Below are 22,263 nucleotides of genomic sequence, written 5' to 3'. Positions count from 1 at the left end.
ACTCGCCAGACCCTACCTGCCTGCATGCCCGTGCCCCGACGCTACGATTCCGACGACATCGACGATTTCGACGACGACCAGCAGGACGACAGCCCGCTGTGGCGGCGTCGCCTGATCACCTGGAGCATGGCTGCGGTCGCGTTGGGATTGGGCTTCCTGATCCCTTATACGCTGTACCTGAACCAACAGGTGACCCAGCGCTTCGGTGAACTGCGTTGGCAGATCCCGACCCGGGTATATGCGCGGCCGCTGGTGCTCACACCCGGCAAGGCGATGGACGCGGCGACCCTGAAGACCGAACTCGCCGCATCTGCCTACCGCGATGACGGGCAGGGCAAGGAGCCGGCGACCTATGCGGTGAACGGCGGGCGCTTTGTCATTTCCAGCCGTGGCTACAACGATGTGGATGGCCGCGTCGCACCGCGTCGGCTGGAACTGTCGCTGGCAGACGGTGCGGTCGCGTCGCTGCGTGATGCCGACAACCGCAAGGCGCTGAAGGCTGCGCGCCTGGACCCGGCGCGTATTGCCACCCTGTACGGGCAGAAGCAGGAAGAACGCCGCCTGATCCGCATGGACGAGGCGCCGGACCTGCTGGTGACCGGCCTGCAGGCGGTGGAGGACAAGGACTTCAACCGTCACCACGGCATCGATCTGTCCGGCATCGCGCGCGCGGTGTGGGTGACGGTCCGTTCCGGTGGCCAGAGTCGCCAGGGGGCGTCCACGCTGACCCAGCAGCTGGCCCGCAGCGGCCTGCTCGGGATCGGCAAGGAACAGACGGTCACCCGCAAATTCAACGAAGTGCTGTACGCGCTGATCATGGAGGCGCGCTACGACAAGCGCACCATCTTCGAGGCCTATCTCAACCAGGTGTACCTGGGGCAGCGCGGCAGCCAGGCCATCCACGGCATGTCTTCCGGCGCCGAGTTCTGGTTCGGCCGTGACCTGCAATCGCTGGAAACCGAGCAGATCGCGCTGCTGATCGGCCTGGTCAAGGGCCCGTCCTACTACGATCCGCGGCGCAACCCGGAACGCGCGCTGGATCGCCGTAATTTCGTGCTGGGCAAGCTGCATGAGGCGACGCTGATCGACGATGCCGAGTACCAGCGTGCGCTGAAGGCGCCGCTGGGCGTGCCCAAGACGCCGGGCCTGGTGGCGGCCAACCGCTTCCCGGCCTATGTGGACCTGGTTCGCCGCCAGCTCGGCCATGACTATCCGGAATCGGCGCTGCAGGGCGCCGGCCTGAGCGTGATGACCGGCATGTCGCCGTCTGCGCAGGCCTATGCCGAAGGCGCGGTGACCCGCACCATCAAATCGCTGGAAAGCAAGCGCCGTCCCGAACTGCAGGCCGGCATGGTGCTGACCGACGTGCACAACGGTGACGTGCTGGCGGTGATCGGCAGCCGTGAGGTGTCCGAGGTGGGGTTCAATCGAGCGATCGAAGCACAGCGTCCTGTCGGCTCGCTGTTGAAGCCGTTCGTGTACCTGCTGGCGCTGGCGCAGCCGGACCGCTACTCGCTGGCCAGCTGGGTCGACGATTCGCCGGTGACGGTGCAGCTCGGCCGTGGCCGCAACTGGAGCCCGGGCAACGCGGACAACCGCAGCCACGGCACCGTGCGCCTGATCGACGCGCTGGCGCATTCCTACAACCAGGCCACGGTGCGCGTGGGCATGCAGGTCGGCCCCGAGCGTGTGACCCAGCTGATCCACGTGCTGGCCGGCATCAAGGCCGAAGCGAATCCGGCGGTGATCCTCGGTTCGACCGACCAGAGCCCATACGCGATTGCACAGCTGTACCAGTTCCTCGCGTCCGGTGGCGAAATCCAGCCATTGCATGCGGTGCGTGGCGTACTCGATCCGCAGGGCAAGCTGCTCAAGCGTTACGACAAGACCCCGGCACCGGCCCAGGAAGGCGATTCGATTGCCGCCAACCTGATCAGTGTCGGCCTGCAGCAGGTGGTTGCCAGCGGCACCGCGCAGCGGCTCAACGCCGATGGCCTCAGCCGCCTGCAGCCGGCCGGCAAGACCGGTACCACCAACGATGGTCGTGACAGCTGGTATGCCGGTTACACCGGGGATCACCTGGCGGTGATCTGGATCGGCAACGACCAGAACGAGCAGGCTGGCCTGTACGGTGCCACCGGCGCGATGCGGGTCTGGTCGGGTATCTTCCAGCGTCTTCCCAGTGCGCCGCTGCGGGTCAGCAACAAGGGCCTGGACTGGCAGTCGGTGGCCGCCACCGGCCTCAACACGACTGATGAGGGCTGCCCGGGAGCGCGCCGCTTCCCGTTCGTGGTCGGCTATGCGCCGGCCTATGCGCCCTGTGCACCGGCGGTGTCGCCGGACGGGCAGGGCGAGACCGAAGGCGAGGGTGGTGGCTGGCGCAGCTGGTTCGGCCTGGACCGCAAGCCGGAAGCGCCTGCCGAACCTGCCGCGACGCCCGCCGCCACTCCTCCCCCGAGCCGATGATGCCGATGAACATGCGATCCCTGCTGCAGCCCCTGACCCTGACCGGCCTCAGCCTGGCCCTGGCCGCCTGCGTGAGCAGTGCACCGCCGGTGGTCAAGCCGGTCGATACCACCACGCCGGCGCAGCGCCTGGCCGCAGTTGACGCAGCCGCTGGCCCCGATGACAAGGAGTTGTCGGTGCAGCCGTTGCGTGACTCGCAGGTGGAAGATCTGCGGGTGACCGCGCAGGCACAACGCCAGGTCAACGATCTGGCCGGTGCCGCCAGCAGCCTGGACCATGCGCTGGAGATCGTCGCTGGTGACCCGGCGGTGCTGCAGGAGCGCGCCGAGCTGGCGCTGCTGCAGGGGCAGTGGGCGCAGGCGGAGGCGTTCGCGCGCAAGGCGGTCGACCTGGGCTCGAAGACAGGGCCGCTGTGCCGCCGGCATTGGGCGACGATCGAGCAGTCGCGCCTGGCGCGGGGCGAGAAGGAGAATGCGGTGTCGGCGCATGCGCAGATTGAGGGCTGCACGGTGCCCGGGATCAAGCGGTATTGAGTTTTCAGCCAACGGCGCAGCCCCTCGTGGCTGGCTGCTTGGCCGCGTAATGCAAAAGCCGCGCTTGGCAGGGCGGGGTGGGTTCGCGGGGGACGCCGTGAACCCGTCCTTGAAGTGACCCCCGGGAGTTGGACGTCAGATCCAACCCCGAGGGATACATGAACAGATATGACGCACGTTTCAAACTGCAGGTCGCCAAAGAGGCCTGCAAGACCTCCACATCGGTCAAAGCCATTGCCCGTCGCCACGGCCTTGAGTTCTCCACGGTCAGGCGCTGGGTGGCGACCTATCGGCTGCATGGTTGGCGCGGATTTCATCGCCAGGCCCGGTTCTATGACCTCCCGTTCAAGCTGGCTGTCCTGGAAAAGATGAGCCAGGACGGCATGTCTGGGCGGGAGGCCACCACCTACTTCCAGATTGGTGATGCCGGCGCGGTGGGGCGATGGCGGCGGCTGTATGCTCAAGGCGGTGCCCAAGCGTTGGCACCGCCTCCGCCGCTGCCCCGAAAGCCGATGAAAAAGACCCGTTCGTCCAAGCCGCCTGAGGAAATGAGCCGCGATGAGCTGCTCAAGGAAGTCGCCTATCTGCGTGCGGAGACCGACTACCTAAAAAAACTCGATGCCTTGATCCGGGAAGAGCAGGCGGCGCAAGACGCAAAGCGCAAGCCATCCAAGGATTGAGGCAGGTTCATACGCTGTCGCTTCTGCTCGAAGCGGCGGAGCTGACACGCAGTACGTTCTATTACCAGAACCATGTCCTGGCCCATCCGGATCAGGACGAGGCAGCCCTGTGCGAGCGCATCCGTGCAATCTACGATCAAAGCCAAGGGCGCTATGGCTATCGCACGGTGACGCTGGAATTGGCCAATCAGGGTCATCGGACCAATCACAAGCGGGTACAGCGCCTGATGGGGGAGATGGGCCTGAAATCACGGGTACGGGTGAAGCGCTACCGGTCCTTCAAGGGGGCCGCCAATGTTGTGGTTGGCAATGACCTCAATCGCCAATTCCACGCCGAGCGCCCCAACCAGAAGTGGGTGACCGACGTGACCGAGTTCAAGGTACAAGGCATGAAGCTGTATCTGTCCCCGATCATGGACCTCTACAACGGCGAAATCGTGGCTTATCAGATCAAGCGCCAGCCCGTGTTCGATCTGGTAGGTCAGATGCTGGAGGAGGCCATCAAGAAGCTTTCGCCGGATGAGCGCCCCATGATCCACTCCGACCAGGGCTGGCAGTACCAGCATGAAAACTACCGGCACATGCTGGAAAAACATTCGTTGAAACAAAGCATGTCCCGGCGTGGCAACTGCCTGGACAATGCGGCGATGGAGAGCTTCTTCGGGACCCTGAAGTCGGAGTTCTTCTACCTGAACAGCTTTGACAACATCGAGAGTCTGGAGGCTGGGCTGGTGGAATACATCCAGTACTACAACCAGGAGCGCATCAAACTGAAACTGAAAGGTCTGAGCCCGGTAGAGTACCGGGAGCGGGCCCAATCGGCCGCCTGACCCCGTCCAAGTCTCGGGGGTCACTTCACCTTGGGGGCTTGGCCGCGGCATCCATGCCGCGGACACTCCCGCGAACCCGCCCCGCCCGACCTCTGACAGTTTCCGTGTGCTGCCAGCCACGGAAAAGAAAAAGAAAATCAAAAGCGGGTCGCGCGCTGCGCGCACTCGACCCCTTCTTGTTTCCGTTCCACCCACCGCTTCTGAAAGGGCAGCCGAGCAAGCTCGACTTTGCGAAGCACGTCCCTCCGTCACCGGGAAACTGTCGAAGGCGGGGACTGTGGGTTTGCGGGGTGTCCGCGGCATGGATGCCGCGGCCAAGCCCCCAGGGACGGGTTTACGGCGTCCCCGCAAACCCACAGTCCCCCGCCAGTCCCCAGTACAACCCAGAGCCATGAACACCGCTGTTGCTGTTGCTGGTGCTCCGGCTTGAAACGGGTGCCGGGCAGCGCCCGGCCGGGTATCCTTTCCCTCTGATGTCCGACCTTGTCCATGCCAGCCGCGAAGCCCTCAGCGACGGCGGCGCGCTCGCCTCGCACCTGGATGCCTTCGTCCCGCGTCCGGCACAGCTGCACCTGACCGAAGCCATCGCCGATGCGCTGCAGCAGCGTGACCTGCTGCTGGCCGAGGCCGGTACCGGCACTGGCAAGACCTTTGCCTATCTGGTGCCGGTGCTGCTGTCCGGGCTGCGTACCATCATTTCCACCGGAACCCGCGCGCTGCAGGACCAGCTCTACCACCGCGATCTGCCACGGGTGCGTCAGGCACTGGGTGTCGGCCTGCGCAGTGCGCTGCTGAAGGGGCGCGCGAACTACCTGTGCCGCTATCGCCTGCAGCAGGCACGCGGCGAGCCGCGTTTTTCCAGCCCCGAACAGGCGGCGCAGTTCCAGCGCATCCTGGCCTGGTCCGGTCGTTCGGAGTTCGGTGACATCGCCGAACTGGAAGGCCTGGCCGATGATTCGCCGCTGCTGCCGATGGTCACTTCCACGGTCGACAACTGCCTGGGTACCGACTGCCCGTTCTGGGATGACTGCTTCGTGGTGCGCGCGCGGCAGCGTGCGCAGGCGGCCGATGTGGTGGTGGTCAACCATCACCTGCTGCTGGCCGATCTGGCCCTGAAGCAGGATGGCTTCGGTGAACTGCTGCCGGGGGCGCAGGCCTTCGTCATCGACGAGGCACACCAGCTGCCCGAATTGGCCGCGCAGTTCTTCGGCGAAGGTTTCGGCATGCGCCCGTGGCAGGAACTGGGCCGCGACTGCCTGGCCGAAGCGCGTGGCGTCGGCGGCGCGCAGTCGGCGCTGCAGGAACCGGTCGACCAGTTGCAGCAGGCGCTGCTGGCCCTGCGTTCGGCGATGGAGGGACTGCCGCCGCGTGGCACGCAATGGCGCGCGTTGGCGATGCCGCAGGTGCGCGATGGATTCGATACGGTGATGGCGGGGTTGGTGACGCTGGAGCAGGCACTGCAGCCGCTGCGCGAAGCCGCAGCGGGCCTGGATGCCTGCCATGCGCGGGCGCGCGAGGCGGTCTCGCGGCTCAGCCGCTGGCTGGGCGATGACGAACCTGCCCTCGATTTCGATACCGACCCGGCGGAAACCGCCACTGCCGCTGATGTGCTCTGGTACGAGCTCACGCCACGTGGTTTTCGCTGCCAGCGCACGCCGATGGATGTGTCCGGCCCGTTGCGTGAGCATCGCGAACGCAGTCGCGCGGCATGGATCTTCACCTCGGCGACGCTGACCGTGGGCGGTGGCTTCGACCACATCGCCACCCGCCTGGGCCTGGATGACCCGCATACGCTGGTCCAGCCAAGCCCGTTCAATTGGCCGGAGCAGGCGCTGTGCTACCTGCCCGAAGGCCTGCCTGATCCGGCTGCGCGGGGCTTTGGTACTGCGTTGATCCAGACCCTGCGGCCCGTGTTGCAGGCGTCGCAGGGCAGGGCATTCCTGTTGTTTGCCTCGCACCGTGCATTGCGCGAGGCCGCCGAGGCACTGCGTGATGGGCCATGGCCGTTGTTCGTGCAGGGCGAGGCGCCGCGCGCGACGCTGTTGCAGCGCTTCCGCGAGTCGGGCAATGGCGTGCTGCTGGGCTCGGCCAGTTTCCGCGAGGGCGTGGACGTGGTGGGGGAGGCGCTGAGCGTGGTGATGATCGACAAGCTGCCGTTCGCGGCGCCGGACGATCCGGTGTACGAGGCACGGCTGGAGGCGATCCGCAGCCAGGGCGGCAATCCGTTCCGCGATGAGCAGCTGCCGCAGGCGGTGATCGCGCTGAAACAGGGCGTCGGTCGCCTGATCCGCAGTGAGAGCGACCGTGGTGTGTTGGTATTGTGCGACCCGCGCCTGCTCAACCGTGGCTATGGTCGGGTCTTCCTTGATTCACTGCCGCCATTCCGCCGTACCCGCAGTCTGGCCGATGTGCAGGCCTTCTTTACGCCACAATGGGCGCCCGTGGCCGATGATGCGGCTGCTCCGGCGGCCGTTGCGACCGGCCCCGAGCCGGCGCCCGGTGCCACGTTCCCCCTGTTCTGACCCGATCCGATGAAACTGCTCGCCTTTGAAACCGCCACCGAAGCCTGTTCCGTTGCCCTGCATGTCGATGGGCAGGTGCTGGAACGCTTCGAGATCGCCCCGCGCCGGCATGCCGAACTGAGCCTGCCGTGGGCCGAGGCGCTGCTGTCCGAAGCCGGCATCAGCCGCCGCCAGCTGGACGGTATCGCGCTCAGCCGCGGCCCGGGTGCGTTCACCGGTGTGCGCCTGGCGATCGCCATCGCGCAAGGCATTGCGCTGGCACTGGATCGGCCGTTGCTGCCGGTCTCGACGCTGCAGGTGCTGGCGCTGCGGGCACCGGCGGACGAAACGCAGATCCTGTCGGCGATCGACGCACGGATGGGGGAGTTGTACGTCGCGCGCTTCGAGCGTGTAGACGGCCTGCCGGTGGCACGCGATGCCGAGCGCGTGTGCGCACCCGCTGCGGTTGCGCTGCCGGAAGGGATGTCGGCCTACGGTGTCGGCACCGGTTTCGGTGCAGCCGAGGGGGCACTGGTGACCCAGCTGGGCACCGGCCTGCGCGGCTTTGATGCGACGGCGCTGCCGCGGGCGTCGGATGTATTGGCACTGGCGGTGCCGGCGTTCGCTCGCGGCGAAGCCATTGCACCGGAGAAGGTCGAGCCGGCGTACCTGCGTGACAATGTGGCGCTGACCCTGGTCGAGCAGCAGGCCGCGCGCGAGGCGAAGGCGAAGGCCAACGGCTGAGCCCCTCGTGGCGGGGTTGGTCGCGTAGATCAAAAGCCGTGGTTTGGCCGGGCGGGTGGGCTGCGCAGGGGGCGCTGCAAGTACGTCCCTGTAAGCTCGGTCGCCGCATCCATGCGGCTCACGCCCCTGCGCAGCCCACCCGCCCGGCCCCTGACAGTTTCCGTGTGCGTCCGCCACGGAAAATCAAGAAAAGAAAAGTCAAAGTCAAAAGCGGGTCGCTTCGCTCGCATCCACGCGTGGCGTGGATGTGTGTCGACCAAGGTCGACACCTACCAAAGCAATGGTGCGCCGCGATCTGTCAGAGGCGGGGCGGTGTCGGGCGGCGGGGTATCCGCGGCATGGATGCCGCGGCTAAGCCTACACGGACGTACTTGCGGCGTCCCCGCCGCCCGACACCGCCTCGCCACGCTTCAGTACACCAACCGCCGCTGTTGCTGTTGCCGTTGCTCTAGCCTTTCAGCGGGTCCCGGGCCGCAGGCCCGGGCAACAAAACCCTATCGGTCGTCGTGCAGGGTGCCGCCCGGCAGGAACACCCACGTACGTGTAACCTGCAGGATGTCGATCTCATCCTCGGTCTTCGGCAAGGGCGGGAACGGCTGGGCCAGCTGCACCACCCGCAGGGCGGCCTCATCCAACAATGGCGTACCGCTCGAACGCAGGATCCGGCTGCTCTCCACGCTGCCATCGCGGCGCACGCCCACGCTGATCACTACCTGGCCGCCGAGGCGGCGCTGCCGCGCCTCATCCGGGTAATTCAGGTTGCCTACCTTCTCGGCACGGTCGACCCAGGCACGCAGGTAATTGGCATAGGCATATTCGCGCGTGCTGGCCGATACGAACTTGCGGTTCGGGCGCTTGGCGTATTGCGCCGAGCGCAGGTGCACTTCGGCGGCCAAGCGCGCCATCTCCACGTCGCGCTGCTCGCGCGCGCTCAGCGGTGCGTCCGGTTCGGGCTGATCCGGCGTGGGGCGGGACTGCGCCTGCGCCACCACCTCTTCGCCATTGCGGCTGCTGACCACCCGTGCCTGTGGCGGCGGAACCGGCGCGGCCGATTGCTGCTGCTGTGGAACCGGGCTGATTCCGGACTGGGCCTGCGGCACGATGCCGGCCTGGTTGTCGCGCGGACGCTGTGCGCGGTCGTGCTCGCCACCGCCTTCCTGATTGGCCGCGGCCAGGAAATCGGCCTGCTTCGGGGTCAGCGCGGTGCGGGTCTGGCTGAAAATGACTTCCAGTGTCGGCACCAGCGGCGCATCGCCCTTCACGGCGAAGCCCACGCCCAGGATCAGCAGGGCGTGGACCAGCACCGACAGCGCGATGGTCGCCCCCAGCCGTTGCGCTTCGCGCGGCGGCGGGGGCAGGACGGCAGGTGCGGCAGACATCAGCGCAGGCCGGCCTCGAGTGCGTCGAACAGGGTGCCGGCGATGTTCAGGCCGTACTGCGCGTCCAGTTCGCGCACGCAGGTCGGGCTGGTCACGTTGACCTCGGTCAGGTAATCGCCGATCACGTCCAGGCCGACGAAGCGCATGCCGCGGCGCTTCATCTCCGGGCCGACCTGGGCGGCGATCCAGCGGTCGCGCTCGCTCAGCGGGCGGCCTTCGCCGCGGCCGCCGGCGGCCAGGTTGCCGCGGAATTCATCGCCCTGCGGGATGCGCGCCAGGCAGTAGTCCACCGGTTCGCCATCGACCAGCAGGATGCGCTTGTCGCCGGCGGTGATGTCGGGAATGAACTTCTGGGCCAGCGCCAGCTTGCGGCCGCCGTCGGTCAGGGTTTCCAGGATCACGTTCAGATTCGGATCGCCCTGGCCGCTGCGGAAGATCGAGCGGCCGCCCATGCCGTCCAGCGGCTTCAGCACGGCCTGGCCGTGCTCCAGCGCAAAGGCCTTCAAGACCTTCGCGTCGCGGCTGACCAGGGTCGGCGGGCAGCACTGCGGGAACAGCAGCGCGGCCAGTTTCTCGTTGTAGTCGCGCAGGCCCTGCGGGTTGTTGACCACGCAGGCGCCGGCCGCTGCGGCCACGTCCAGCACCTGGGTGTCGTAGATGTATTCGGCGTCGACCGGCGGGTCCTTGCGCATCAGCACGATCTGGCCAGGGCCGAACTCGGTACGGCTGAACGCGCCCAGCTCATACCAGCCGGCCGGGTCGTCGCGCACCTGCAGCGGCGCGGTCTGGGCCACCGCTACGCCACCTTCCAGGGCCAGGCCGCCCGGGCGCACGTAGTGCAGGGCATGGCCGCGGCGCTGGGCTTCCAGCAGCATGGCGAAGGTGGTGTCCTTGGCGATCTTGATGTGGGCGATGGGGTCCATCACCACGATGACGTTCAACGGCATGGGCGCACCTGTCAGGCAAGGCGTTGATGGTAGCGGCAACGCCGCTCGCGCGCCTCCCCGCCGTACTGCAACGCAGCGTCCGCCCGGCGCTCGCGCACGCATTGCGAAACCCGTCACGTTCAGGAGGGCGCCATGCCCCGCGCCAAGGGGCGGCCTTGAAGCGGGCGCGGAAAGTGCGATATAGATACGCTTTCGTAGCGGCCCCCGCCAGAGATCGGGCCGTGCGCTTGGGGATAGGCAATGACTGAAAACACGACTGCGGGCGGGGAACTCGCAGGACTCCGGGTGATGGTCATCGATGATTCGAAGACCATCCGCAGGACTGCGGAAACGCTGCTCAAGCGCGAAGGCTGCGAGGTGGTCACCGCCACCGACGGCTTCGAAGCGCTTGCGAAGATCGCAGACCAGCAGCCGCAGATCATCTTCGTCGACATCATGATGCCGCGCCTGGACGGGTACCAGACCTGTGCGCTGATCAAGGGCAACCAGCTGTTCAAGGCGACCCCGGTCATCATGCTCTCGTCCAAGGATGGCCTGTTCGACAAGGCGCGGGGACGCATCGTCGGCTCGGAGCAGTACCTGACGAAGCCTTTCACGCGTGAAGAACTGCTGGGTGCCATCCGCACATACGTCAACGCCTGACCAGGGGGGAAAGGCACAATGGCTCGTATCGTTCTGATCGAGGATTCACCGACCGACCGCGCGGTGTTCACCCAGTGGCTGCGCCGTGCCGGCCACGAGGTGCTGGAGGCGGACAATGCCGAGGATGGACTGCAGCTGGTCCGCGACCAGGTGCCGCAGCTGGTGCTGATGGACGTGGTACTGCCCGGCATGAGCGGCTTCCAGGCCACCCGCGCGATGGCCCGTGATGCGGCGATCAAGCACATCCCGGTGATCATCGTCAGCACCAAGGCGATGGAAACCGACAAGGCATGGGGCCTGCGCCAGGGCGCGGCCGATTACATCGTCAAGCCGCCGCGCGAGGATGAACTGATCGCGCGGATCAACGAACTGGTGGCCTGATGCGCTCGCCCTTCGACATTCTCGAAGCCTACGAACGGCGCAGCCTGGCCCACGCGGTGCAGCTGCCCGAGCGGCAGTTCGCCCAGGACCTCTGGCGTGGCGTGGGTTACCGCGTCGGCCAGCGCCGGCTGGTGTCCGATTTCCGCGAAGTGGTGGAAATCGTGCCGATGCCGCCGGTGACCCCGGTGCCGTGCGCGCAGCCGTGGCTGCTGGGCGTGGGCAATCTGCGCGGCAACCTGTTCCCGGTGGTCGACCTGAAGTACTTCCTGGAAGGCACGCGTACCGTGCAGCAGGAAGGCCAGCGCGTGCTGATCATGCGCCAGGCCGGCGGCGACGTCGCCCTGACCATCGATGAACTGTTCGGCCAGCGCAGCTTTGAACTGGACCAGCAGATCGCGGCCGGCACGCTGGCCGAAGGGCGCTACGGCCACTTCGTCGATCGCGCCTTCCACGCCGACGGCCACGACTGGGGCGTGTTCTCCCTCTCGCTGCTGTCGCGTACCCCTGAATTCCGGCAAGCCGCGGCCTGAGGCCGGGCATCGCCCCCTGCATTGAAGATCGAGGTTGAACGATGAGTACTGCTTCGGACGCCACCAAGACCGGCAAGCTGCGGCTGGGCGGCAGCAACCTCTGGCTGTTCCTGCTGCTGGCATCGATGATCCTGTTCGGCGTCAACACCGGCGTCGCCACCTGGCAGGGCAGTCGCCTGGCCGATGCCGGTTCCAAGGCGGCCGACCTGCAGGTGCTTTCGCAGCAGCTGGCCAACCAGGGCCGTGACGCGGTGGGCGGCAACGCGCAGGCGTTCACCGCTTTCAAGGCGACCCGCAACGCGATCGAACAGAACGTGTCGACACTGCAGGGGCGCTACGGCAAGGAGCCGGGCGTGTCCGGTGCCATCGCCACCCTGGGCGAGACCTGGGCGCCGCTGGGCAAGCAGGCCGGGCAGCTGGTCGCCAGCGAACCGGCGGTGCTGGCGCTGGCCGGCAATGCCAACAACTTCACCGGCGCGGTGCCGGGCCTGCAGGCCCAGCTGAACGAGCTGGTGCGTGCGATGTCGGCCTCCGGCGCGCCGTCGTCGCAGGTGTACAGCGCACTGCAGCAGGTCGTGGTGGCTGGCTCGATGGCCCGCCGCGTAACCGAAATGCGTGCCGGTGGCAGCGCCGCAGCGACGTCCGGCGATGCACTGGCACGCGACATCACCGTGTTCTCGCAGGTGCTCGACGGCCTGCGCAACGGCAACGAGGAACTGGGCATCACCGCCGTGCGCGGTGCCGCCGCCGTCGCCGCACTGGAGCAGTCGCAGCAGAAGTGGGAAGCGATGAAGCAGGACGCTGACGCGATCCTGGCCAGCTCGCGCCAGCTGTTCGCGGCGCAGTCCGCAGCCACCGCGCTGGGCCAGGGTTCGGCCCACATGCTGGATGACAGCCGCAAGCTGTTCGACGCGTTCTCCTCGTTCGGCTCGGTGTCTGACACCCGCCTGTTCCCGAACTTCTGGATCGGTGTGGTGTCCGGTGCGCTGTCGCTGATCGCGATCATCGGCTTCGTTTCCACCAACGTGCGCAGCCGCTCGCGCGAGCAGGAACTGCGCTACCAGACCCAGGTGGAATTCAACAGCCGCAACCAGCAGGCGATCATGCGGCTGCTGGACGAAATCTCCTCGCTGGGTGAGGGCGACCTGACGGTGAAGGCTTCGGTGACCGAGGACATGACCGGCGCCATCGCCGACGCAATCAATTACGCCGTCGACGAGCTGCGCCACCTGGTGACCACCATCAACGACACCTCGGCCAAGGTCGCGCTGTCCACCCAGGAAACCCAGGCCACCGCCATGCAGCTGGCAGAGGCGGCGGGCCACCAGGCCAACCAGATCACCTCGGCGTCGGACCGCATCGGCGAAATCGCGGCGAGCATCGAACAGGTGTCGCGCAACTCGGCCGAGTCGGCCGACGTGGCACAACGTTCGGTGGTGATCGCCGCCGAAGGTGCCGGCGTGGTGCGCGAGACCATCCAGGGCATGGACCAGATCCGTGACCAGATCCAGGAAACCTCCAAGCGCATCAAGCGCCTGGGTGAGTCGTCGCAGGAAATCGGCTCGATCGTGGAGCTGATCAACGACATTTCCGAACAGACCAACATCCTGGCGTTGAACGCAGCGGTCCAGGCGGCCTCGGCAGGTGAAGCGGGCCGCGGTTTCGCGGTCGTGGCCGACGAAGTGCAGCGCCTGGCAGAACGTACCTCCGGCGCGACCCGACGCATCGAGAACCTGGTGCAGGCCATTCAGGCCGATACCAACGAAGCGGTCACCTCGATGGAACAGACCACCGCCGAAGTGGTGTCCGGTGCACGCCTGGCCGAGGACGCCGGCACCGCGCTGACCGAGATCGAGCGCGTGTCCAATGCACTGAACACCCTCATCAAGAACATCTCCATCGCCGCCCAGCAGCAGTCGGCTGCGGCCTCGGACATCACCCGCACCATGGGCGTGATCCGGCAGATCACCGGCCAGACCTCGCAGGGTGCCGGGCAGACCGCCGAATCGATCGGCCACCTCGCGCAGCTGGCGGCCGACCTGCGTCGTTCGGTCGCCGACTTCAAGCTGCCGGCGTGACGCGGGCAGGGCGGCGAGCAAGGAACCAGTCGATGAAGCATTTCCATTCCCCACGCCAGAACTCGCGCGGCTTCCGCGCGGCGGCGAACGGAGCGCGTCCATGAGCAGTCTGCGCGATGCGATGAGCCACGCAGCGCTGGGCTGGGTCAAGCCCGAGCTGGACGAGACCCTGCGCCAGGTGCGCAACGAAGTCGAGTACTACGCGGAAGACCCGACCGACGCCAGCCGCATGCGCATCTGCGCCGGCTACCTGCACCAGGTACAGGGCACCCTGCGCATGGTCGAGCTGTACGCCCCGGCCATGGTGGCCGAGGAGCTGGAGCAGCTGGCCAATGCCATCGGCGCCGGTGGCGTGGCCGATCGGGATGAAGCCTGCGCGACCCTGATGCGTGGCAGCGTGCTGCTGCCCGATTACCTGGAGCGCCTGCAGAACGGTCACCGTGACATCCCGATCGTACTGATGCCGCTGCTGAACGAGATCCGTGCCGCACGTGGCGAAGAGGGCGTGCATGACAGCGTGCTGCTGGCATTCGCACCGGACAGCGTCACCGCCACCGAGGCCGAGCTGGACCATGCCCGTGGCAGCCTGAGCGGGCGCAACCGCGAGCTGCTCGATACCGTGGGCAGTGCAGTGAAGGAAGAACTGCTGCGCATCAAGGATGCGCTGGACCTGCACCTGCGTACCGGCGGTGCGCCGGAGCAACTGCAGACCCAGGCCAACGAGCTCGGTGCGGTCGCCGATACGCTGGGCATGATGGGCCTGGGCGTGGCCCGCGGCGTGGTCGTGCAGCAACGTGATGCCCTGCGTGGCGTGGTCGAGGGCCGCCAGCAGATCGACGAAAACCTGCTGCTGGATATCGCCGGGGCGCTGCTCTACGTGGATGCGTCGCTGGATGACCAGGTCGCCCATCTGGGCGCCGGCGGCAGTGGCCAGGACGATCCGAGCGCAGTGGAGAACCGGCGCACGGTAGAGGTGCTGGCGCACGAGGCCATCGCCAACTTCGCCGCCGCGCGCGAGCACTTCGTCGCGTTCATTGAAACCAGCTGGAACCATGCCGAGCTGCACGACGTGCCGCGCCTGCTGGGCGATGTGTCCGGTGCGCTGCGCATGCTCGACCTGGGTACCGCCGCCGATTACCTGCGCGGTGTGCAGCAGTACATCGAAGCCGAGCTGATCGGTCGCCAGCGCGTGCCCAGTGGCCGCCAGCTGGACACGCTGGCCGACGCCATGGCCAGCCTGGAGTACTACCTCGAAGCCCTGCGCGACCGCCGCCCGGGTCGCGAGGACATCCTCGACATCACCCGCAGCAGCCTTGAGGCGCTGCGCTACTGGCCGTTGCCGGACCACGATGCGGCTGAGCCGGCAGCGTCCGTGCCGCAGTCGATCGAGCGTGAGCCGGTCGTGCTGCAGGGCGAGGCACTGCAGCCAGAGCACATCGAGATCCCGGTACAGTCGGCCGCGCCGGCACCCGGTGAGGTGCCGGTACCGCTGCCGGACTTCACCTTCGATCCGCCACCGGCCACGCCTTCGCCGGCAGCGGCGGACAACAGCTTGATGTTTGGTGGGCTGGGATCCGTCGCCTCCGCGCCGCTGTCGCTGCGTGACGAGTCGGATGCACCGCTGGTCTTTGCCGCCTCCAGTGCACCTGCACCCGAGGTCCCGCAATGGGATCTGGCACCGTTCCATCCTGAGACCGATCCGCTCGCTCCAGCGGACGATGAGCGCAGTCCGACGTTTGCCAGCTTCGATCCGGTCAGTTTCGAACAGCTCGATGCAGGGCAGGGGGCCGCCACCCAGTGGACACTGTCAGAGGCGGCTCTGCCAGTGCAGTCCAATGCGACAACCGGCCTGGACGTAGAGGACGCCGCCGACGCCTCGCTGTCCATCGAGACCGGCGCGCATGCCGCACCGGGGTTCGACCCGGTGGCCGCCGAACATGACGCGGTTTCTGCAAGTGACGACGTCGTGTTCCGTTTCGATGCCGATGCGCTGGACAATGCCGACGACGTGTTGTCGCTGCATGCGATGGAGGCATTGTCGCTGGAGGACGCTGCCGGGCTGCATCCGTCGCTGGAGAACGTCGATGCCACTGCCCCTGCGGTGGTGGAAGAGAGCCCGGCTGCCGCAGAGCCGGACATCACCCCCGTGGATGTGCCGGTGGAAGCGCCCGCACCGCTTGCCGATGTGCCGGCAGCGGCGGTGTCGATGATCGACATCGACACCATCGCACCGATTGATTTCAGCGAAGCCGACGCGCAGTTCTTTGCCGAGCTGAGCGCTGCCGCCGCGGACTTCAATCCGCAGGCGACCCCGACGCCGGCCGATGCGGAAGCGCCAGTCGCCGTGGGCAGCGCGGAAGATGCAGACGCCGGCTTCGAGGCCGGCTTCGACGACGATGCCGAGAACATCGACGAGGACATCCGCGAGGTGTTCCTGGAAGAGTTCGACGACGAACTGGCCAACCTCGGAACGTTGCTGCCGGCATGGCGCATGCAGCCGGACAACATGGACCGTCTGCGTCCCATCCGCCGCATCTTCCATACGCTCAAGGGCAGTGGCCGACTGGTCGGTGCACGCACCCTGGGCGAATTCGCGTGGAAGATCGAGGGCATGCTCAACCGGGTGCTCGACGGCAGCCGCCCGGCGACGCCAGCCGTGCTGGCCATGGTCGACAACGCGCATGCCGCGCTGCCGCAGCTGAACGCCGCGTTGCGTCATGGCCAGCGGATCAGCGTGGACCTGCAGGCGATGCAGGCCATTGCCGATCGCGTCGGCGCGGGTGAGGAAACCTATTACGTACCGCTGCCGGTTGCGGCCGCTCCCGCCGCACCGGTGGTCGAAGCCGATGGCGAGGACGAGATCAGCCGCATCCTCGAAGCCGAAGCAATGGCGTCGGTGCAGGCTGAAGCCGATGCGGACCCGGCGCCCGAAGCACTGGGCACGCCGGCCAACATCGACAGCGTGCTGCGCGAGATCCTGGAAGCCGAAGTGGAAGTCCACCAGGCGACCCTGCAGGACTGGCTGCGCTCGGCGCAGCAGGCGCCGCAGCCGGTCAGCGACGCGCTGCTGCGCGCGGTGCACACCATGAACGGCGCCTTCGCGATGACCGAAGTGCCGGAAATCACTGCCGTTACCGGCGGTGCCGAGTCCTATATCAAGCGCGCGCTGGCTGCAGACGTGGTGCCGGGCGACGAGGGCGTGGCTGCGCTGGATGCGACCGCGCAGGCGATCACCGCGACCATGGAAGCGCTGCAGGCCGAGCAGCCGCGCATCACGCCACAGGAAGCGCTGGTACAGCGCCTGCAGGCGCTCGCCGGTGAACTGCCGGAAGCGCGCTGGCCGATGGTCGGGCTGGAGGACGAGGATGAAGAGGGCATCGAGCTGGCGCCCGATGTCGGGCGGGCATCCGAAGCCGAAGCGCCGCTGGCCGGGCTGGACACGCTGGACGAAACCAGCATGGCGTCCGCTTTCGATGTGGCGCCCGATCTCATTGCCGAGCCGCAGCCGCTTGCCGAAGATGCGCTGGAACCGGTTCCAGCTGCAACCGACCCGCAGACGCTGGACATCGCGGCCGACAGCGGCCTGGACGTGGGCGAGCTGACCGCCAGCGACGATCTTTCGCGTTACTTCGACGCCGGCTGGCCGTCGGCGCCGGGCGAAGGTGAACCTGCCGTGGCGGACACCGGCGCGATTGAATCGATCCAGCCGGTCGAGAGTGCGCCTGTTGTCGAAGTGGCCGAAGCAGATGCCGTGCCCACGATCACGACGGTCGACGACGCTGATCTGACCATGGCCGACGATCTGTCGCCCTACCTCGACGCCAGTGCGCTGCCGGTGGATGACCGCGACGCGGAAGAACGGCCGGTGCCTGCGGAAGTTGACGCGATCGACCTGAATACGCCGTTGTCCTTTGATTCGGGCAGTGGCGATGACAGCGTCATTGACGCCGCTGCTGCACTGCCACTCGACAGCGGGCTGTCGAGCCTGCAGGATGAAATGGCTGCGCCGGGTTTTGCAGAACCGGTCACGCTGGCAGCCGCGCTCGAGGCCGGCCTGCACGTGATCGAAGACGAGCAGACCCTGGACGACGACGGGCAATGGCCCGTGCTCGGCCTCCAGGCCAGCGAACTCGCGCCGGGCGAGGCGGAAGCCTTTGCCGAGGATGCGGACGTCGGCGGGGAGGCGGCGGTCGGCGAAGGAGAGAGCGCCGATCAGCCGTCCCCGGCGACGGTGAACGAGGTGAGCGCTGCCGAAGCACTGCAGGCCATCGCCGAGCCGGTGCGGTTCTTCGAACTGGAAGAAGCGCCGGGGCAGGGCACGGCCAACACCGATGCCGAACCTGCCGAGGCCGACGCCGGGGAGTGGGCGCCGCTCCACGATGAAGCCTCCACCCTGGAAGACACCGCGGATGGCGCCGATGCGCTCGACTTCAGTGTGTACGACCGCGAACTGGTCGACATCTTCGTCGAGGAAGGCAAGGACCTGCTCGACCACTGCGATGGCCTGATCAGCGAGCTTCGCAATGCGCCGCAGGATCGCGAGGTGCTGGCCGGCCTGCAGCGTGACCTGCATACCCTGAAGGGTGGCGCACGCATGGCCGGCATCAATGCCATCGGCGACCTTGGCCACAGCATCGAATCCCTGCTGGAAGCCGTGGCGGCCGGCCGCACCGAGATCGAACGCCGCGACGTGCAGCTGCTGGAGCGCGGCTTCGACCGCCTGCACCAGCTGCTGACGCGGACCGGTGCCCACCGCGTGGTGGCGCCTGCACAGGATCTGGTGGAGGCCTTCGAGGTCCGCACCACCACCGATATCGCGGCGGCCGCTGCGGCCGCGCGTGCGGCCAGCGAGGCCGAGGCCGTGCCGGCACAGGCTGTGGGCCCGCTGACGACGCCGGCCGATGCCCCGCTGTCGGCACCACTGCCGGCCGAAGGCGTGGCCGACGAAGATCCGCTGGCGCGTCCGCAGCAGGAGCAGGTGCGGGTGCGCGCCGACCTGCTCGACCGCCTGGTCAACCATGCCGGTGAAGTGGCGATCTATCGCTCGCGTCTGGAACAGCAGCTGGGTGCCTTCCGTGGTGCCATGGCCGAACTGGAGCGCACCAATGCGCGACTGCGCGACCAGCTGCGCCGACTCGACCTGGAAACCGAGGCGCAGATCGTCGCCCGCTACCAGCGCGAGCAGGACCAGGCGGACCAGAAGTTCGATCCGCTGGAACTGGACCGTTTCTCCACCCTGCAGCAGCTCAGCCGTGCGCTGAACGAGTCCGCCGCCGACCTTGGCGGCCTGCAGGGCGTCCTGGACGATCTGTCGCGCCAGTACGACTCCCTGCTGCAGCAGCAGTCGCGCGTCAGCTCGGAACTACAGGATGGCCTGATGCGCGCGCGCATGGTGCCGTTCGACGGTCTGGTGCCGCGCCTGCGCCGCGTGGTCCGCCAGTCCGGCATGGATACCGGCAAGCAGGTCCACCTGACCCTGGAAGGTACCCACGGCGAACTGGACCGCAACGTCCTCGACCGCATGGTCGCGCCGCTGGAACACATGCTGCGCAACTCCGTGGCCCATGGCCTGGAAGCGCCGGAACAGCGCCGCGCCGCCGGCAAGCCGGAGGAGGGCGAGATCGCCATCCGCCTGCACCGCGAAGGCTCGGAAATCGTGCTGGAAGTGGCCGATGACGGCGCCGGCCTGGACCGCGAGGCGATCCGCCGCCGCGCCATCGACCGTGGCCTGCTGGCTGCCGATGCGCAGCCGAACGAGCAGGAACTGGACAACCTGATCTTCGCCTCTGGTTTCACCACCGCTGACCAGGTCAGCCAGCTGGCCGGCCGTGGCGTGGGCATGGACGTGGTGCGCAACGAAGTGCGCCAGCTGGGCGGTTCGGTCGATATCCAGTCAGTGCGGGGCCAGGGCGTGCGCTTCACCCTGCGCCTGCCGCAGACGCTGGCGGTCACCCAGGCGGTGTTCGTGCAGATCGGCGAAACCACCTTTGCGGTGCCGGTCGCATCGGTCAGTGGCATCGGCCGCCTGTCGCGCGAGCGTTTCGAAGCGGCCGACAGCAGCTATCGCTACAGCGGCGAGGACTATCCGCTGTACGACCTCGGCAGCCTGGTCGGGCAGGCCCCGGCGCGTGCCGATGGCCAGGACCAGGTACCGCTGCTGCTGGTCCGTGCTGGTGACCTGCGTGCCGCCGTGGCGATCGACCAGGTGCTGGGCAACCGCGAAATCGTGGTCAAGCCGGTCGGCCTGCAGATCGCGTCGGTGCCGGGCATCTACGGTGCAACCATCACCGGCGATGGCCGCGTGGTGGTGATCCTGGACGTGGCGCCGCTGGTGCGCCGCTTCCTCGCCAACCCGACGCTGCCGGTGCTGGCCAACGCACCACGCCAGGAGCGCCAGGTGCCGCTGGTGATGGTGGTGGACGATTCGCTGACCATGCGCAAGGTGACCGGGCGCATCCTCGAACGCCACAACTTCGAGGTCAGCGTCGCCCGCGACGGCGTGGAAGCACTGGAGCGCCTGGAAGAACGCGTGCCCGACCTGATGCTGCTGGACATCGAGATGCCGCGCATGGATGGTTACGAGCTGGCCACCGCGATGCGTGCCGACCCGCGCTACAAGGACGTGCCGATCGTGATGATCACCTCGCGCAGCGGCGACAAGCACCGCCAGCGCGCCTTCGAGATCGGTGTGCAGCGCTACCTGGGCAAGCCGTACCAGGAGCTGGACCTGATGCGTAACGTGTACGACCTGCTGGGGATCGCCCGTGTCCGTGAGTGAAGCCCAGGCGGCCCCGGCCGTCGCCCTGCTGGCCCGTCCTGGCGCGGCGCGCGAGCGCCTGCGCGAGGCGTTGTCGCATGCCGATGTGCAGCTGGTGCTGGAAGACGACCCCAACGGCCTGGAGCCGCAGCTGCTGCAGGACGCGCGTCCACAGTTCGTGGTGATCGCGCTGGAAGCGGCCATCGAGGATGCTCTGGAGCGGCTTGAAGCGGTGCTGTCCGCACCAGGCCTGACCCTGGTCTTCGACGAAGCCGAGCTGGCGGCGCGCCGTGATGGTTGGGAGGCACAGCGCTGGGGCCGCCACCTGGCCGCCAAGCTGCACGGCCACCAGCAGGTGCTGCCGCCGGGTGCGGAAGACGAACCCGCCCTGCAGCTGGAACCGGGCCACCCGGCACCGCCGCCGGCACCACGGGAAGAAGCGCTCCAGCCGCATCTGGACCAGGCATTGAGCTGGGCCGACGAGGTACCGGCGGACAGCCTGTATGCGCCACCGGCGCACCTGCACGAACCGATCGCGCTGGAGCAGGCACTGGCCGCGCTGCAGCCGGTGGTGCCGGAGCCGCTGGAGGCAGCGCCGATGCAGCCGGTTGCCGCACCGGCAACGCCGCCGGTGTCCTTCGACCACACCGCGTGGTCGCTGGTCGAGGACGTAGCAGACGCACCCGCAGCCACCGGGTACAGCGCCGCGATGGAAGCCCCGCTGCCGTCCTTCGATACCGATCACCTCAGCCTGGTGGACCTGGACACTGCGGCGCCTGCGGGCGCACGTGCCGGCTCGCTGCTGGTGCTGGCCGGCATTGGCGGCCCGGATGCGCTGCGCCGCCTGCTCGGTGCGCTGCCGTCGTCGCTGAGCGTGCCGGTGCTGGTGCACATGCGCCTGGACGGTGGCCGCTACGGCAACCTGGTCAAGCAGATGGCACGGGTGTCGCCGCTGCCGGTGCAGCTGGCCGAAGCCGGCCAGCGTGCAACACCCGGTGAAGTGCACGTGCTGGCCGATGACATCGGCGTGCAGGCAGCCAGCGACGGCCTGTATTTCGTCAGCGACGCGCAAGGCATTTCGATTGCCGGGCTGCCGGCCGACCACACTGCGCTGGTCCTGCTCAGCGGCGCCGACCTTGCGCATGTGGGTCCGGCGCTGGATCTGGCCGCCGCCGGTGCCTGGGTGGCCGGGCAGGTCGGCGAGGGCTGCTATGACCCTGCCGCAGCCACGGCGGTGGTCGCCGCTGGCATGGTGGCGGGTGAGCCACAGGAACTGGCGCAGGCCATCGCCTCGCGCTGGGGCGTGGAAGACGATAACGGAGAGGCACCATGAGCTATGCCAGCAATGACGAAATCCGCGGCGTCCTGATCCAGGCCGGCAACGAGCGCGTGCTGCTGCCCAATGCCACCGTGGCCGAAATGATGTCGCGGGTGCCGGTGCAGCCGGTTTCCGACGCCCCGCGCTGGCTGGTCGGCGAAATCGGCTGGCACGGCTGGCAGGTGCCGCTGGTGTCGTTCGCGCGCCTTTCCGGCCTGGGCGAGGAAGCCGTGGGCGGCCACAACAAGGTCGTCGTGCTGAAGGCCCTCAGCGGCAACGCGCAGCGCCCCTACTACGCGCTGCTGACGCAGAATTTCCCGCAGTTGATCTCGGTGCCGCGCGATGGCCTGCTGGCCGATGCTTCCGAGGAAACCCTGCCGCAGATCGTGCACATGCGCGTGCTGCTGGGTGAGCAGAGCGCGCTGCTGCCGAACCTGGATGCGCTGGAAGCCGCGCTGGATTCGCTGGCGACCTGAT

Annotated in this window: 14 protein-coding genes; 12 read left to right on the top strand and 2 right to left on the bottom strand. The window is 67.6% G+C overall.

Going from position 1 to position 22,263, the window contains the following annotated elements; all coding sequences use genetic code 11:
- Positions 1-30 precede the first annotated feature (30 nt).
- From mrcB to tsaB, 5 genes are all read left to right on the top strand, one after another.
- Positions 31-2,466 carry a penicillin-binding protein 1B gene (mrcB, locus tag AC5P5S_RS04045; protein ID WP_495276289.1) on the top strand — a complete coding sequence of 812 codons (2,436 nt, stop codon included), beginning with the start codon at positions 31-33 and terminating at the stop codon, positions 2,464-2,466.
- A complete protein-coding gene (locus tag AC5P5S_RS04040; RefSeq protein WP_080052382.1) occupies positions 2,463-2,999 on the top strand; it encodes a hypothetical protein in 537 nt (178 codons plus the stop codon). The genes mrcB and AC5P5S_RS04040 overlap by 4 nt, the downstream gene beginning before the upstream one ends.
- Before the next feature lie 158 nt (positions 3,000-3,157).
- Positions 3,158-4,509, top strand: a protein-coding gene (locus AC5P5S_RS04035) for an IS3 family transposase (RefSeq protein ID WP_231336609.1) whose coding sequence is annotated in 2 segments (ribosomal slippage) — positions 3,158-3,605 and positions 3,605-4,509 — 1,353 coding nt in all. Because the reading frame shifts where the segments join, the coding sequence is not laid out codon by codon here.
- A 473-nt stretch (positions 4,510-4,982) separates the two neighbouring features.
- Positions 4,983-7,031, top strand: a complete 2,049-nt coding sequence (yoaA, locus tag AC5P5S_RS04030) for a DNA repair helicase YoaA (protein WP_043033640.1) — start codon at positions 4,983-4,985, stop codon at positions 7,029-7,031.
- Positions 7,032-7,040: 9 nt separating this feature from the next.
- Entirely contained in the window at positions 7,041-7,754 is a 714-nt protein-coding gene (tsaB, locus tag AC5P5S_RS04025) for a tRNA (adenosine(37)-N6)-threonylcarbamoyltransferase complex dimerization subunit type 1 TsaB (protein ID WP_062607978.1), read from the top strand.
- Between the two features lie 494 nt (positions 7,755-8,248).
- On the opposite strand, the gene AC5P5S_RS04020 is transcribed toward tsaB, so the two are convergent.
- Both AC5P5S_RS04020 and gshB read right to left on the bottom strand, forming a co-directional pair.
- Positions 8,249-9,133 carry an energy transducer TonB family protein gene (locus AC5P5S_RS04020; protein WP_005410719.1) on the bottom strand — a complete coding sequence of 295 codons (885 nt, stop codon included), beginning with the start codon at positions 9,131-9,133 and terminating at the stop codon, positions 8,249-8,251.
- On the bottom strand, positions 9,133-10,080 hold the full coding sequence (gene gshB, locus AC5P5S_RS04015) for a glutathione synthase (protein ID WP_005410718.1): 948 nt from the start codon (positions 10,078-10,080) through the stop codon (positions 9,133-9,135). Before gshB ends, AC5P5S_RS04020 begins: the two co-directional genes overlap by 1 nt.
- 240 nt (positions 10,081-10,320) lie before the next feature.
- On the opposite strand from gshB, the gene pilG reads away from it, so the two are divergent.
- From pilG to AC5P5S_RS03980, 7 genes are all read left to right on the top strand, one after another.
- Positions 10,321-10,722, top strand: coding sequence for a twitching motility response regulator PilG (gene pilG, locus AC5P5S_RS04010; protein WP_005418455.1), 402 nt, complete (start codon positions 10,321-10,323; stop codon positions 10,720-10,722).
- An 18-nt stretch (positions 10,723-10,740) separates the two neighbouring features.
- Complete coding sequence (locus AC5P5S_RS04005; RefSeq protein WP_005410717.1) at positions 10,741-11,103, top strand: response regulator; 363 nt, start codon at positions 10,741-10,743, stop codon at positions 11,101-11,103.
- Positions 11,103-11,633, top strand: coding sequence for a chemotaxis protein CheW (locus AC5P5S_RS04000; protein ID WP_005410716.1), 531 nt, complete (start codon positions 11,103-11,105; stop codon positions 11,631-11,633). The genes AC5P5S_RS04005 and AC5P5S_RS04000 overlap by 1 nt, the downstream gene beginning before the upstream one ends.
- Positions 11,634-11,674: 41 nt before the next feature.
- Positions 11,675-13,711: a methyl-accepting chemotaxis protein gene (locus AC5P5S_RS03995; protein ID WP_005410715.1), complete on the top strand. Its 2,037-nt coding sequence runs from the start codon at positions 11,675-11,677 to the stop codon at positions 13,709-13,711.
- Positions 13,712-13,811: 100 nt separating this feature from the next.
- Positions 13,812-20,489: an Hpt domain-containing protein gene (locus AC5P5S_RS03990; protein ID WP_231336625.1), complete on the top strand. Its 6,678-nt coding sequence runs from the start codon at positions 13,812-13,814 to the stop codon at positions 20,487-20,489.
- Positions 20,476-21,801 carry a chemotaxis protein CheB gene (locus tag AC5P5S_RS03985; protein ID WP_049459284.1) on the top strand — a complete coding sequence of 442 codons (1,326 nt, stop codon included), beginning with the start codon at positions 20,476-20,478 and terminating at the stop codon, positions 21,799-21,801. Before AC5P5S_RS03990 ends, AC5P5S_RS03985 begins: the two co-directional genes overlap by 14 nt.
- The gene (locus tag AC5P5S_RS03980; protein ID WP_033833436.1) at positions 21,798-22,262 is read left to right on the top strand and encodes a chemotaxis protein CheW; all 465 of its coding nucleotides are present in this window, start codon (positions 21,798-21,800) and stop codon (positions 22,260-22,262) included. Before AC5P5S_RS03985 ends, AC5P5S_RS03980 begins: the two co-directional genes overlap by 4 nt.
- The last annotated feature ends 1 nt before the right edge of the window (position 22,263 follow it).

The organism is Stenotrophomonas sp. YJH_SMC_54 (assembly GCF_059368435.1).
The sequence above is the reverse complement of the archived record's forward strand: the minus strand, read 5'-3'. Positions and strand labels throughout refer to the sequence as shown.

Bases quoted from the DNA above. Each gene is read 5' to 3' on its own strand.
- AC5P5S_RS04040 (WP_080052382.1), top strand. From the start codon at position 2,463: ATGATGCCGATGAACATGCGATCCCTGCTGCAGCCCCTGACCCTGACC.
- yoaA (WP_043033640.1), top strand. From the start codon at position 4,983: ATGTCCGACCTTGTCCATGCCAGCCGCGAAGCCCTCAGCGACGGCGGC.
- tsaB (WP_062607978.1), top strand. From the start codon at position 7,041: ATGAAACTGCTCGCCTTTGAAACCGCCACCGAAGCCTGTTCCGTTGCC.
- AC5P5S_RS04020 (WP_005410719.1), bottom strand. From the start codon at position 9,133: ATGTCTGCCGCACCTGCCGTCCTGCCCCCGCCGCCGCGCGAAGCGCAA.
- gshB (WP_005410718.1), bottom strand. From the start codon at position 10,080: ATGCCGTTGAACGTCATCGTGGTGATGGACCCCATCGCCCACATCAAG.
- pilG (WP_005418455.1), top strand. From the start codon at position 10,321: ATGACTGAAAACACGACTGCGGGCGGGGAACTCGCAGGACTCCGGGTG.
- AC5P5S_RS04005 (WP_005410717.1), top strand. From the start codon at position 10,741: ATGGCTCGTATCGTTCTGATCGAGGATTCACCGACCGACCGCGCGGTG.
- AC5P5S_RS04000 (WP_005410716.1), top strand. From the start codon at position 11,103: ATGCGCTCGCCCTTCGACATTCTCGAAGCCTACGAACGGCGCAGCCTG.
- AC5P5S_RS03995 (WP_005410715.1), top strand. From the start codon at position 11,675: ATGAGTACTGCTTCGGACGCCACCAAGACCGGCAAGCTGCGGCTGGGC.
- AC5P5S_RS03990 (WP_231336625.1), top strand. From the start codon at position 13,812: ATGAGCAGTCTGCGCGATGCGATGAGCCACGCAGCGCTGGGCTGGGTC.
- AC5P5S_RS03980 (WP_033833436.1), top strand. From the start codon at position 21,798: ATGAGCTATGCCAGCAATGACGAAATCCGCGGCGTCCTGATCCAGGCC.